This is a genomic window from Pseudomonas sp. CHM02 (assembly GCF_000612585.1).
Lineage (GTDB): Bacteria > Pseudomonadota > Gammaproteobacteria > Pseudomonadales > Pseudomonadaceae > Aquipseudomonas.
The window spans coordinates 21,860-35,272 of sequence record NZ_JFCA01000018.1; the positions used below are offsets into that span (position 1 = coordinate 21,860).

The 13,413-nt window shown below is 61.1% G+C and carries 14 protein-coding genes; 5 read left to right on the forward strand and 9 right to left on the reverse strand.

What is annotated here, in order from left to right:
* Together BM70_RS0112000 and BM70_RS0112005 are read left to right on the forward strand one after the other, a co-directional pair.
* Positions 1–681, forward strand: coding sequence for a Fe2+-dependent dioxygenase (locus BM70_RS0112000; RefSeq protein WP_025856255.1), 681 nt, complete (start codon positions 1–3; stop codon positions 679–681).
* 1 nt (position 682) lies between these two features.
* A complete protein-coding gene (locus BM70_RS0112005) occupies positions 683–1,435 on the forward strand; it encodes a tetratricopeptide repeat protein (protein ID WP_025856256.1) in 753 nt (250 codons plus the stop codon).
* An 88-nt stretch (positions 1,436–1,523) separates the two neighbouring features.
* Here the strand turns inward: BM70_RS0112005 and BM70_RS0112010 are convergent, their stop codons facing one another.
* From BM70_RS0112010 to BM70_RS0112030, 5 genes are all read right to left on the reverse strand, one after another.
* Positions 1,524–2,687, reverse strand: a complete 1,164-nt coding sequence (locus tag BM70_RS0112010) for a type III PLP-dependent enzyme (protein ID WP_025856258.1) — start codon at positions 2,685–2,687, stop codon at positions 1,524–1,526.
* A gap of 446 nt (positions 2,688–3,133) precedes the next feature.
* Positions 3,134–4,291, reverse strand: coding sequence for a betaine/proline/choline family ABC transporter ATP-binding protein (locus BM70_RS0112015; RefSeq protein WP_025856259.1), 1,158 nt, complete (start codon positions 4,289–4,291; stop codon positions 3,134–3,136).
* Complete coding sequence (locus BM70_RS0112020) at positions 4,288–4,941, reverse strand: ABC transporter permease (RefSeq protein WP_016971596.1); 654 nt, start codon at positions 4,939–4,941, stop codon at positions 4,288–4,290. Before BM70_RS0112020 ends, BM70_RS0112015 begins: the two co-directional genes overlap by 4 nt.
* Positions 4,942–4,952: 11 nt before the next feature.
* Positions 4,953–5,849 (reverse strand): glycine betaine ABC transporter substrate-binding protein, encoded by an 897-nt coding sequence (locus BM70_RS0112025; protein WP_025856260.1) that lies wholly within the window; start codon positions 5,847–5,849, stop codon positions 4,953–4,955.
* A gap of 20 nt (positions 5,850–5,869) precedes the next feature.
* Positions 5,870–6,586 carry an ABC transporter permease gene (locus BM70_RS0112030; protein ID WP_025856261.1) on the reverse strand — a complete coding sequence of 239 codons (717 nt, stop codon included), beginning with the start codon at positions 6,584–6,586 and terminating at the stop codon, positions 5,870–5,872.
* 331 nt (positions 6,587–6,917) lie between these two features.
* On the opposite strand from BM70_RS0112030, the gene BM70_RS0112035 reads away from it, so the two are divergent.
* The 3 genes from BM70_RS0112035 (at position 6,918) to BM70_RS0112045 (ending at position 9,351) form a co-directional block, all read left to right on the forward strand.
* Positions 6,918–8,501, forward strand: coding sequence for a peptide chain release factor 3 (locus BM70_RS0112035; protein WP_025856262.1), 1,584 nt, complete (start codon positions 6,918–6,920; stop codon positions 8,499–8,501).
* Positions 8,502–8,743: 242 nt separating this feature from the next.
* On the forward strand, positions 8,744–8,989 hold the full coding sequence (locus BM70_RS0112040) for a hypothetical protein (protein ID WP_025856263.1): 246 nt from the start codon (positions 8,744–8,746) through the stop codon (positions 8,987–8,989).
* A gap of 98 nt (positions 8,990–9,087) precedes the next feature.
* The gene (locus BM70_RS0112045; protein WP_025856264.1) at positions 9,088–9,351 is read left to right on the forward strand and encodes a hypothetical protein; all 264 of its coding nucleotides are present in this window, start codon (positions 9,088–9,090) and stop codon (positions 9,349–9,351) included.
* Between the two features lie 107 nt (positions 9,352–9,458).
* Here the strand turns inward: BM70_RS0112045 and BM70_RS0112050 are convergent, their stop codons facing one another.
* From BM70_RS0112050 to BM70_RS0112065, 4 genes are read right to left on the reverse strand one after another with little or no spacing between them, the layout of a single operon-like run.
* Positions 9,459–10,430: a peptide ABC transporter ATP-binding protein gene (locus BM70_RS0112050; RefSeq protein ID WP_025856265.1), complete on the reverse strand. Its 972-nt coding sequence runs from the start codon at positions 10,428–10,430 to the stop codon at positions 9,459–9,461.
* Complete coding sequence (locus BM70_RS0112055) at positions 10,430–11,398, reverse strand: ABC transporter ATP-binding protein (RefSeq protein ID WP_008437263.1); 969 nt, start codon at positions 11,396–11,398, stop codon at positions 10,430–10,432. The genes BM70_RS0112050 and BM70_RS0112055 overlap by 1 nt, the downstream gene beginning before the upstream one ends.
* Positions 11,399–11,408: 10 nt before the next feature.
* Positions 11,409–12,320, reverse strand: coding sequence for an ABC transporter permease subunit (locus BM70_RS0112060; protein WP_003188486.1), 912 nt, complete (start codon positions 12,318–12,320; stop codon positions 11,409–11,411).
* Positions 12,321–12,330: 10 nt separating this feature from the next.
* Entirely contained in the window at positions 12,331–13,341 is a 1,011-nt protein-coding gene (locus BM70_RS0112065) for an ABC transporter permease subunit (RefSeq protein WP_025856266.1), read from the reverse strand.
* Between the last annotated feature and the right edge of the window lie 72 nt (positions 13,342–13,413).

Below are 13,413 nucleotides of genomic sequence, written 5' to 3' on the forward strand. Positions count from 1 at the left end.
ATGCTGCTGCACATTCCCGGCCTGTTCTCTCGTGAGGAGGTGCAGCGCATTCGCCAGGCTCTGGAAACCACCGAGTGGGCCGACGGTAAAATCACCGCCGGGCACCAGTCCGCCAAGGCCAAGCACAACCTGCAATTGCCCGAAGGCCACCCGCTGGCCAAGGAAATCGGCGCGGCGATGCTCGAACGGTTGTGGAAAAACCCGCTGTTCATGTCCGCGGCGTTACCGCACAAAGTCTTTCCGCCGCTGCTCAATTGCTACACGGCCGGTGGCAGTTTCGACTTCCACATCGACAATGCCGTGCGCCAGGCGAGGGGCAGCCATGAGCGGGTGCGCACCGACCTGTCGTCCACGCTGTTCTTCAGCGACCCGGACGAATACGACGGCGGCGAACTGGAGATCCAGGACACCTTCGGCCTGCAGCGCGTCAAGTTGCCGGCTGGCGACATGGTGCTGTACCCCGGCTCCAGCCTGCACAAAGTCAACGCCGTGACCCGCGGCGCGCGCTATGCCTCGTTCTTCTGGACCCAGAGCCTGGTACGCGAAGACAGCCAGCGCACCCTGTTGTTCGAAATGGACGGCGCGATCCAGCAACTGACCCGTGACGTACCCGACCACCCGGCGCTGATCCAACTCACCGGCACCTATCACAACCTGCTGCGCCGCTGGGTCGAGGTCTGAGTTGGGCTTTTTAGTGCGCCGTGAAGAAGTACTCAATGTCGAGCAACTGCAAAGCATGCTCGACGACTCCCCGGTGCGCGCAGCCCAGGCGATCCTGATGGCGGCCAAGGAGGGCGTGGTCGATGCCCAGGCCTTGCTCGGGCAGATCCTGCTGGAAGGGCGCGGCATTGCACGCGACGAGGCGTTGGCCTTGCGCTGGTTCCAGATCGCGGCAAAGGGCGGTCACCTGATGGCACGCAATATGGCCGGGCGTTGCCTGGAGCATGGCTGGGGCTGCGCCGTCGACGAGGCGGCGGCGGCTCGGGAATACCAGCAAGCTGCCGAGGCGGGCCTGGATTGGGCGCAATACAACTACGCCAATTTGCTCGCCACCGGGCGTGGTGCCGCCGAGGATCAGCCACAAGCGTTGACCCTTTATCGCCAGGCAGCCGAGCAGGGGCATGCCAAGTCGATGAACCTGTTGGGGCGTTATCTGGAAGAAGGGCAATTTTGCCCAAGGGATCTGGAGGCTGCCGAGGCGTGGTATCGACGTTCAGCCGAAGGCGGGGATTTTCGCGGGCAGTTCAGTTATGCGGCAGTGCTGGCGGACAGAGGTCAGATTGATGTGGCGTTGGAGTGGTTGCGAGAGGCATTGGCGGGCGGGAATTTGAAGTTTTTGCGGACGGCGCAGAAGGCGTTGGAGGCGGCAGACAATGCGCAAATCCGCGCGATGGCCGAAATATACAAAGGTCGCGCTATGCACCTCAACCCGTAGGCGCCGGCTTGCCGACGATGGCGATTTTAAGGACGCCATCGCCGGCAAGCCGGCGCCTACAGAGGGTGATCGTTCCCGGGCGGGATGATCAGACGTAGAACGATTTCAGCGGCGGGAAGCCATTGAATTCAACCGCGCTGTAGCTGGTGGTGTAGGCACCGGTCGACAGCCAGTACAAGCGGTCACCAATCGCCAGGTTCAGTGGCAGGCCGTACTTGTAGTTCTCGTACATGATGTCGGCGCTGTCACAGGTCGGGCCGGCGATGACCACTTCTTCCATCTCGCCTTTCTTCTCGGTCCAGATCGGGAACTTGATGGCTTCGTCCATGGTTTCGATCAGGCCGGAGAACTTGCCCACATCCGTGTACACCCAACGCTCGACGGCGGTGCGGGATTTACGCGCCACCAGCACCACTTCGCTGACCAGGATACCGGCGTTGGCGATCAACGAACGGCCCGGCTCCAAGATGATTTCCGGCAGGTCGTCGCCGAAATCTTCCTTGAGGAAACGGATGATTTCCTCGGCGTAGGTTTCCAGGCTGTTGGTGCGAGTGATGTAGTTGGCCGGGAAGCCGCCGCCCATATTGATCAGCTTGAGGTGGATGCCGTCTTCTTCCTTCAGGCGTTCGAAGATCACTTTGACCTTGGCGATCGCCGCGTCCCACACGCTGATGTCGCGCTGTTGCGAACCGACGTGGAACGAGATGCCGTAAGGCACCAGGCCCAGGTCACGGGCGAGGATCAGCAGGTCCATGGCCATGTCGGTCTGGCAGCCGAATTTGCGCGACAACGGCCAGTCAGCGGTGGTGGAGCCTTCGGTGAGGATACGCACATACACTTTCGAGCCCGGCGCGGCCTTGGCGATGTTGCGCAGGTCGGCTTCGGAGTCGGTGGAGAACAGGCGCACGCCTTTCTCGTAGAAGTAGCGGATGTCCTTGGATTTCTTGATGGTGTTGCCGTAGCTGATACGGTCGGGGCTGACGCCGCGGCCCAGTACCTTGTCCAGCTCGTAGATCGAGGCGATGTCGAAGCTCGAACCCTTGTCTTTCAACAGGTCGATGATCTCGACGGCCGGGTTGGCCTTGACCGCGTAATACACCTTGGCGAATTCGAAACCGGCGCGCAGGTCATCGTAGGCCTGGCTGATCATCGCGGTGTCGATCACCACGAACGGGGTTTCTTGCTTGTCGGCGAACGCCTTCATTTTGTCAAAAGTGGCGCGCGCGAAATAATCTTCGACGTTGATCGACATGCTGGGAACTCCTAAGGGCAAACTAATTTGATCAATGGGTGCAAATGAACGTCCTCCGTATCCCCACTTTGGTTCGCCTACTTCCCAAGGCATGTCGCCGAAAGCAAAAAGGCCATGGGAATAACCGCTTCCCTTGGCCTTGCTGTCTCGTCGTCAGTACTTGAGCCGGATGGATCGTTTCCAGCATGGACGTTCGGCGCGAACTTTAGGACGTGAGGGGCCATAGATCAACTAAAAATGTCGCGTTTTTGCACGCGTTCGTCGCGGAGCCACGTGCAGCTACTTATGTAACCGACAGGTGTGACGGATTGATGTTCCCCGGACGGGGCAAATCGATGGGATTTGTGGTGCCTGCATCGCGGGCAAGCCCGGCTCCCACAGGGAATGCATTCCAACAGGAAATATATGCCCACTGTAGGAGCCGGCTTGCCGGCGATAACGATTTATCAGGCCAGGGCCGTCTCGGCAGGCGAAACAATACTGGTCTTGCCCCCACGCGACTTACCGGAGCTCAGGTACTCGGCAATCGACTCCTGGGTCACTTCCCCGAGGAACACCCGCTCCGCATCCATCACCGGCAACCACGAGCGGTTGAACTCGTACATGCGTGACAGCAGGATGCGCAAATGCTCGTCGTACGCCGCCGTGGCGTTGAACTCGCGCAGGTACTGGCCGCACGTACCGGTCTGACGGTGCAGGTCGCGACGTCGTACATAACCCAGCGCTTTGTTCTCGGCACAGGTGACCACTACGTAGCGGCGGTCATGTTCGTCCATCAACTCCAGCGCATCGGCCACCGGGGTTTCCGGGCTGACTGACGGGGCGTTGTCCGCCGCGTCTTCGGCTTTCACCAGCAGCAGACGCTTGAGGGTGCTGTCCTGGCCCACGAAGTTGCTGACGAACTCGTCGGCCGGGTGCGCAAGCAGGGTGTCCGGGTGATCGATCTGCAACAGCTTGCCGGCACGGAAGATCGCGATCTTGTCACCCAGCTTGATGGCTTCGTCGATGTCGTGGCTGACCATGATCACAGTCTTGTTCAGCGCGCGCTGCATCTCGAAGAATTCGTTCTGGATCATCTCGCGGTTGATCGGGTCGACCGCGCCGAACGGCTCATCCATCAACAGCAGCGGCGCATCGGCCGCCAGTGCGCGGATCACACCGATACGCTGTTGCTGGCCACCGGACAGCTCACGCGGGTAGCGATGCAGGTACTGCTTGGGCTCCAGCTTGATCATGCTCATCAACTCGCGGGCGCGGTCGTGGCATTTCTGCTTGTCCCAGCCGAGCAGCTTGGGCACCACCACGATGTTTTCCTCGATGGTCATGTTCGGGAACAGGCCGATCTGCTGGATCACATAGCCGATGTTGCGACGCAGGGTTACTTCGTCGAGATCAGTGGTGTCTTCGCCGTTGATCAAGATCTTGCCCGAAGTGGGCTTGATCAGGCGGTTGATCATCTTCAGCGTGGTGCTCTTGCCGCAGCCCGACGGACCGAGGAATACGCAAATCTCGCCTTCATTGACGGTCAGGCTTACGTCGTTGACGGCGGAAACAGTCTTGCCGTTGCTTTGAAAAGTCTTGGTCAGGTTTTGAAGTTCGATCATTTGAGCAGTCCTTTTGGAGTCAGCGAGCGTTGCAGCCATTGCAGAAGCAGGTCGGCGAAGATGGCCAGGAGACTGACCAGCACGGCGCCGACGATCAGCATCGACATGTCGCTGCGGCTGATGGAAGCCAGAATAAGTACACCCAGGCCACCGGCGCCGATGGTGGCGGCGATGGTCATCACACCAATGTTCATCACAACGGCGGTGCGCACGCCGGCGAGGATCACCGGCACGGCGATGGGCAGTTCGACCATGCGCAGGCGCTGGCCGAAGGTCATGCCGATGCCGCGTGCGGCTTCGCGAATGCCCGGCTCGACGCCGGTGAGGGCGAGGTAGGTGTTACGCATGATCGGCAGCAGGGAGTAGAGGAACACGGCGGTGATCGCCGGCATCGGCCCCAGGCCCTGGCCGAACTTGGAGTAGAACGGCAACAGCAGGCCGAACAGGGCGATGGACGGCACGGTCAGCAACACCGTGGCGCTGGCTTGCAGCGGGCCGGCGAGGGTCGGGAAGCGTGTCATCAAGATGCCCAGGGGCACGCCGATCAGGATCGCGAGGATCACGGCGATGCCGACCAGGGTGATGTGTTGCCCGGTCAGGTGCAGGACTTGGGCCCAATCAAGATGGGAAAAGGCGTTCAGGAATTCCATGTCTTCTCCTCTTATTGATTGATGGGATGTTGGCGCAGGAAATCGGCGGCAACAGCGGAAGGGCTTTCATGGTCGACGTCGACGCGCGCGTTCAGCTGGCGCATGGTTTCGTCGTCGAACAGGTCGGCCAGCGGTTTCAGTTCAGCCGCCAGTTTTGGATGCTGGTCGAGATACTCCTGGCGGATCACCGGTGCGGCGGTGTAGTCCGGGAAGTAGTGCTTGTCGTCTTCCAGCAGCTTCAATTTGAAGGCGTTCAGACGACCGTCGGTGGTGTAGACCAAACCGGCGAACACTTGGCCGTTACGCAGGGCGGTGTAGACCAGGCCGGCGTCCATCTGCCGGGTGTTTTTGCGCGTGAGGTTCATGTCATACAGCTTGACCATGCCGCCCATGCCGTCGGAACGGTTGGCGAACTCGGTGTCCAGGGCCACCAGGCGCGTGCTTTTGGTTTTCTCTGCCAGGGCTTGGGTCAAGTCGCTGATGCTGTTGATCTGCGGGAATTCCTTGGCCACGTTCTCGGGCAGGGCCAGGGCGTAGGTGTTGCTGAAGCGCGATGGGGAGAGCCAGACCAGGCCTTTTTTCGCGTCGAGTTCTTTCACCCGAGCGTAGGACTGTTCGCTGTCGAGTTTCTCGTCGACATGGTTGTAGGCCACCAGCGACACGCCGGTGTATTCCCAGATCAGGTCCAGTTGCCCGCTTTCCTGGGCACTGCGCGCCAGGTTGCTGCCCAGGCCGCCGGTCACTCGGGCGTCGTAGCCTTTGGTGCGCAGGTACTGGGACGTGATTTCGGCCAGCAGGGTCTGTTCGGTGAACACCCGGGCGCCGATGCGGATCACAGGTTTTTCGGCAGCTTGCGCAATGCCTGCAAACAGCAGGACGCAGCTCAATATCAGGGTCAGTCTTTTCATGTGATTTCCTTTGCCAAGCCTTAAGACGGACGCAACCCGCGTTCCAGCCAGAGGCGGCTGGCCATGGTCACCAGACCGTCAAGCAGCAATGCCAGCAACGCGGTGCACGCGGCGCCAAGCAGCAATTGCGGCTGATTGTTCAGGGCGATGCCGGGGAAGATCAGGCTGCCCAGGCTGTTGGCGCCGATCAGGAACGCCAGCGGCGCGGTGCCGACGTTGATCGCCAGGGCCACGCGCACGCCACCGATGATGATCGGCACGGCGTTGGGCAATTCCACGCGAAACAGCACCTGGCGCGGCGTCATGCCGATGCCGGTGGCGGCTTCTTTCAGGGAGCCCTGTACGTTTTTCAACCCTTCATAGGTGTTGCGCACGATGGGCAGGAGGGAGGCGAGGAACAGCGCGAAGATGGCCGGGCCGCTGCCGATGCCAAGGACGCCGAGGGCGATGGCCAGTACGGCCAGGGGTGGGACGGTGTTGCCGATGTTGAAGATCTGCATGAAGCGTTCTGCGCGCCCGACCATGTTCGGTCGGCTGAGCAGGATACCGGCGGGGATGCCCACAACGAGGGCGGCCAGCATGGAGACAAGAACGAGGATCAGATGAGCTTGCAGGTAAAACAACAAATCGTCGCGGTACAGTTCGATCGTGTTGATGCCGATCCAGTGGACCAGCAGGGCCAAGAGGGCGACGACAACCGCTCCTCCTATCAGCCCTTTGCCATAGCGAATAGCCACAGGCGGACTCCTTTTTTCTTTTGTCGGCGAACACATTTCCGAGCGGCAATGCCATTCCTGGCTGTCGGCGAATGAGTTCGCGAAAAGCAGCTCGCCGATACCGGCAACGCGGTATGCGATCGAGCCATGAGCGCAGCCTCGTCAGGCTAACTTGCTGATTTATCAGCCCCTGTTCCGAGTGCGGTAGCAGGGGAGTGGACGTCTCTACCTTTTAAAAGGTTCCACACTTGGCAGCATTTAGCCACCCCCAATGGGGTGAACGGTGGTCTGGCTCCCCGGGTTTGCGCTATACTCGCTGCCCTTTTTTGACTCACCTGCCAGGCGATTTCCCATGACCCACCAGGCCGCCGAAGTCGCGAAACGCCGCACTTTCGCCATTATTTCCCACCCCGATGCCGGTAAAACCACCATCACCGAGAAGCTCTTGCTGATGGGCAAGGCAATCGCAGTGGCCGGCACGGTGAAATCCCGCAAATCCGACCGCCATGCCACCTCCGACTGGATGGAAATGGAAAAACAACGGGGTATCTCCATTACCACGTCGGTCATGCAGTTCCCGTATCGCGACCACATGGTCAACCTGCTCGACACCCCGGGCCACGAAGACTTCTCCGAAGACACCTACCGCACCCTGACCGCAGTGGACTCGGCGCTGATGGTCCTCGACGGCGGTAAAGGCGTCGAGCCACGCACCATCGCGCTGATGGACGTGTGCCGTCTGCGTGACACGCCGATCGTCAGCTTCATCAACAAACTCGACCGCGATATCCGCGACCCGATCGAGTTGCTGGATGAAATCGAAGCGGTCCTGAAGATCAAGGCCGCGCCGATCACTTGGCCGATCGGTTGCTACCGCGACTTCAAGGGTGTGTACCACCTGGCCGACGACTACATCATTGTCTACACCGCCGGCCACGGTCACGAGCGCACCGAAACCAAGATCATCGAGAAACTCGACTCCGACGAAGCCCGCGCCCACCTGGGTGACGAGTACGACCGTTTTGTCGACCAGTTGGAACTGGTTCAAGGCGCCTGCCATGAGTTCAACCAGCAGGAATTCCTCGACGGCCAACTGACCCCGGTGTTCTTCGGGACCGCCCTGGGCAACTTCGGGGTCGACCACGTACTCGACGCCGTCGTCGACTGGGCGCCGCGCCCGCTGGCCCGTGTCGCCAACGAGCGTACCGTGGAGCCGGTGGAAGAAAAGTTCTCGGGCTTCGTGTTCAAGATCCAGGCGAACATGGACCCCAAGCACCGCGACCGTATCGCCTTCATGCGTATCTGCTCCGGCAAATACGAAAAAGGCATGAAGATGCGCCACGTGCGCACCGGCAAGGACGTGCGCATCGGCGACGCCTTGACGTTCTTCTCCTCCGAGCGTGAGCAACTTGAAGAAGCCTACGCTGGCGACATCATCGGCCTGCACAACCACGGCACCATCCAGATCGGCGACACCTTCACCGAAGGCGAAGCGCTGGGCTTCACCGGCATCCCGCACTTCGCCCCGGAACTGTTCCGCCGCGTGCGTCTGCGTGACCCGCTCAAATCCAAGCAACTGCGCCAGGGCCTGCAGCAACTCGCGGAAGAGGGCGCCACCCAGGTGTTCTTCCCCGAGCGCAGCAACGACATCATCCTCGGCGCCGTCGGCGTGCTGCAGTTCGATGTGGTCGCCAGCCGCCTGAAAGAGGAATACAAGGTCGAATGCTCCTACGAGCCGATCACCGTTTATTCCGCGCGCTGGATCGAGTGCAGCGATAAGAAGAAGCTGGAAGAGTTCTCCAACAAGGCCGTGGAAAACCTCGCGCTCGACGGCGGCGGTCACCTGACCTACCTGGCCCCGACCCGGGTCAATCTGGCGCTGATGGAAGAGCGCTGGCCGGATGTGAAGTTCCGCGCGACCCGCGAACACCATTAAGGTCTGAGCGGTAAATAGAAGGGTGAAGCTGTGATGGCTTCACCCTTTTTCATGGGCAATTCACATCAAATGTGGGAGCGGGCTTGCTCGCGAAAGCGGTGGATCAGCCAGCCTATGCTGTGAATGACACACCGCATTCGCGAGCAAGCCCGCTCCCACAGTTTGATCTCCACTCGGCTGGAGATTGGTGAGAATCATGCTTCGGGTCTAGTTTTTACCCAACGACTGAGAAGGAGCCCCCAGTGCCGAGTCTTAAACACGCCATCCATCTGGTTCTGCTAACGGGCCTGCTACTCCCTACCACCCACGCCCTGGCCGACGCCGGCACACCCCAATGGAAAGACACCGGCCCTGTCACCAAGAAAAAACAGCAGGAGGTCAACTCCGGTAGTTGGCAGCCACAGGCCCAACCGGCGCCCAAGGAGGATGCGGAAAACCCCTACAACGAAGGGGAAGACAGCGAAACCTATGATGACGGTGACACCTGAGAGCTGGCGCAAACCCGGTATCACAACTAGCTTCAAGGACTGGCGACGGTGGATCACTGTCGTACGGGTTTCATCTACTGACTGGACGGAAATCGACCATGAGTATTTTTCAACGAGTAGTGCTGTTGATAAAGGTGCTGGTGCTGATGTCTTTGGGAATGTCGGCGGCCTGGGCCCATAACCCGGTGCAGAGCGGTCAGGCGAGCTTTTCGGCGTCGCATGATGCGGGGCTGCTGCTGGCCAAGTCGGAAGCCGAGCCTGGGGACAAGGACCAGGGCGGCAGCAAGGACGATGATGATTCCACCACGAACGAGCCGGACAGTGACGATCCGGACGACGATGATGGCGACAGCCAAACGTAGGTTTTAGCCAAAAGAAAACCCCTCCCACCCGGCTGATGCGCAACCGGGTGGGAAGGGTTGTAGAACTCATTACTGCCACGTCCCTCCTACAGGGCGCGGTGTTTGCCTCAAGCCACGAATTGCTCCGCGTAGTGGCATGCCACCTGACGGTTATCCAGGGCGCGCAACTGCGGCTCTTCAGTGCTGCACCGCGCCGTCGCATACGGGCAGCGCTTGTGGAACGCACAGCCAGGCGGTGGGTTCAGTGGGTTGGGCAACTCGCCGACGATCTTGATCTTCGGCTTGTTCGGGTCCGGGTGGATGGTCGGGGTGGCCGACAGCAGCGCCTGGGTATACGGGTGCAGGGGACGCGCGTAGATGTCTTCCTTGGGACCCACTTCCACCGGGCGGCCGAGGTACATCACCATCACATCATCGGCAACGTGCTGCACCACTGCCAGGTTGTGGGAGATGAACACGTAGGCCGTGTTGAACTCCTGCTGCAGGTCCATGAACAGGTTGAGCACCTGGGCCTGGATCGACACGTCCAGTGCGGAGGTCGGTTCATCCGCCACCAGCACCTTCGGTTGCAGCATCATGGCGCGGGCCAGGGCGATTCGCTGGCGCTGGCCACCGGAGAACATGTGTGGGTAGCGCTGATAATGCTCAGGGCGCAGGCCCACTTGCTTCATCATCGCCTGCACTTTCTCGCGGCGTTCGGCGGCGGACAGGTTGGTGTTGATCAGCAGCGGTTCGCCCAGTTGATCACCGACTTTCTGCCGAGGGTTCAGCGAGGCGTACGGGCTCTGGAACACCATCTGCACGTCTTTGCGCAATTGCTTGCGCTGGGCTTTGTCGGCGCCGGCAACTTCCTGGCCGGCGATTTTCAACGAACCGGAAGACGGCTCTTCAATCAATGTGAGCGCACGGGCCAGGGTGGATTTGCCGCAACCCGACTCGCCTACCACGGCGAGGGTCTTGCCGGCTTCCAGCTCGAAGGACACACCATTGAGGGCACGCACGGTGGCGTGGCCCTTGAACAGGCCACGGGACACTTCGTAGTGACGGGTCAGGTCGCGGGCAGTAAGAACGACGGCCATTACGCCACCTCCTGGTTCAAGGGGTAGAAGCAGCGCGCAAGGCTGTTGCTTTTCGGGTCAAGCCCAGGTCGCTGGGCGCGGCAGGATTCCTGCACATACGGGCAGCGCGGTGACAGCAGGCAACCCTGTGGGCGGTCATAACGACCGGGCACGATACCCGGCAGCGTGGCCAGGCGCGTGGCGCCCAGGCTGTGCTCGGGGATCGCCTTGAGCAGGGCTTCGCTGTACGGGTGCGCCGGAATGTCGAACAACTGCGGCACCTGGCCGACCTCTACAGCCTGGCCGGCGTACATCACGCACACGCGCTGGGCGGTTTCCGCCACGACCGCGAGGTCGTGGGTGATCAGCACCAGGCCCATGTTCTGCTCTTTCTGCAGGGCCAGCAGCAGGTCCATGATCTGCGCTTGAATCGTTACGTCCAGTGCAGTGGTCGGTTCGTCGGCGATCAGCAGTTTCGGCTCGCCGGCAATCGCCATGGCGATTGCCACGCGCTGGCTCATACCGCCGGACAGTTGGTGCGGGTAAGCATCCATACGGCTGGCAGCGCCCGGGATTTCAACCTTTTCCAACAGCTCGATGGCACGCTTGCGCGCTTGCTTGCCGGACATCTTCAGGTGCAGGCGCAGCACTTCTTCGATCTGGAAACCCACGGTGTAGCTGGGGTTCAGCGCGGTCATCGGGTCCTGGAACACCATCGCCAGGTCTTTGCCGACGATCTGGCGGCGCTGGCGGTTGCTCAACTTGAGCATGTCCTTGCCGTCGAAGTTCAGGGCATCGGCGGTGACGATGCCGGGGTGCTCGATCAGGCCCATCAACGCCATCATGGTCACGGACTTACCCGAGCCCGACTCGCCAACGATCGCCAGTACTTCGCCTTTGTCGACGGAAATGTCGAGGCCATCGACCACCGGTACGGCGGTCTTGTCGCCGAAACGGACGTTGAGATTCTTGATTTCTAACAGTGACATGGGAATCTCCTCAGGCGGCGTTCTTGAGTTTCGGGTCCAGCGCATCGCGCAGGCCGTCGCCCATCAAGTTGATTGCCAGCACGCTGAGCAAAATGGTCAAACCAGGCAGGCTTACCACCCACCAGGCGCGTTCGATGTAGTCACGGGCCGAGGCCAGCATGGTGCCCCACTCAGGGGTTGGCGGTTGTACGCCAAGGCCGAGGAAGCCCAGGGCCGCGGCATCGAGGATCGCCGAAGAGAAACTCAGGGTGGCCTGGACGATCAGCGGCGCCATGCAGTTAGGCAGCACGGTGATGAACATCAGGCGCGGCAGGCCGGCACCGGCCAGGCGGGCGGCAGTCACGTAGTCGCGGTTCAGCTCGCCCATCACCGCAGCGCGGGTCAGACGGACATAGGACGGCAGCGACACGATAGCGATGGCGATCACGGTGTTGATCAGGCCAGGGCCGAGGATCGCGACAATGGCAACCGCCAGCAGCAGCGACGGCAGGGCCAGCATGATGTCCATCAGGCGCATGATGGTCGGGCCGAGCAGGCGCGGGAAGAACCCGGCGAACAGACCCAGCAGGATCCCCGGGATCAGCGACATCACCACCGACGACAAGCCGATCAGCAACGACAGGCGCGAGCCCTGGATCAGACGCGAGAGCAGGTCACGGCCCAGCTCATCGGTGCCGAGCAGGAACTGCATCTGCCCACCCTCCAGCCAAGCCGGCGGGGTCAGCAGGAAGTCGCGGTATTGCTCGCTTGGGTTATGCGGTGCAACCCACGGGGCAAAGATCGCGCAGAACACGATCAGCAACATGAACAGCAGGCCGGCAACCGCGCCTTTGTTCTTGGAGAAGGCTTGCCAGAATTCTTTGTACGGGGACGGGTACAGCAGGCTTTGATCGACTGCTGACACTTGAGTAGGTGTGGTCATGGTCATGATCTCAGCGCTGGTGACGGATGCGTGGGTTGGCGAAGCCGTAGAGGATATCCACCACGAAGTTCACCAGGATCACCAGGCAGGCGATCAGCAGGATGCCGTTCTGCACCACCGGGTAGTCCCGCGCGCCAATGGCTTCGATCAGCCATTTGCCGATGCCGGGCCAGGAGAAGATGGTTTCGGTCAAAACCGCGCCGGCCAGCAGCGTGCCGACTTGCAGGCCGACCACGGTCAGTACCGGGATCAGCGCATTACGCAGGCCGTGCACGAACACGACGCGTGTCGGCGACAGGCCCTTGGCCTTGGCGGTGCGGATGTAGTCTTCGCGCAGCACTTCGAGCATCGACGAACGGGTCATCCGCGCGATCACCGCCAGCGGGATGGTGCCGAGCACGATGGCCGGCAGGATCAGGTGGTGCAGCGCGTCGAAGAAGGCGTCCGGCTCGTCAGCCAGCAGGGTGTCGATCAGCATGAAGCCGGTGCGCGGCTCGATGTCGTAGAGCAGGTCGATACGTCCGGAAACCGGGGTCCAGCCCAGGCTTACCGAGAAGAACATGATCAGGATCAGGCCCCACCAGAAGATCGGCATCGAATATCCCGCGAGGGAGATGCCCATCACCCCATGGTCGAACAGGGATCCTCGCTTCAGGGCCGCGATCACCCCGGCCAACAGGCCCAGGATGCCGGCGAACAGCAGGGCGGCCATGGACAGTTCCAGGGTCGCCGGGAAGAGGGCGGTGAATTCAGTCCACACGCTGGTGCGGGTACGCAGCGATTCGCCAAGGTCACCCTGGGCCAGTTTGCCGACGTAATCCAGGTATTGCGCATACAGCGGCTTGTTAAGGCCAAGGCGTTCCATTGCCTGTGCGTGCATCTCGGGGTCGACGCGGCGTTCGCCCATCATGACTTCTACGGGGTCGCCGGGAATCATGCGAATCAACGCAAACGTCAGCAACGTGATGCCGAAAAACGTGGGGATCAATAACCCCAGTCGGCGGGCAATAAAACTAAACATCTTGTCGTGTACCTCAATCAGCCGGTTAGGCAGGTTCGGCGCCGTCAACAGCGACGGCGCCGAGCGTTTTTC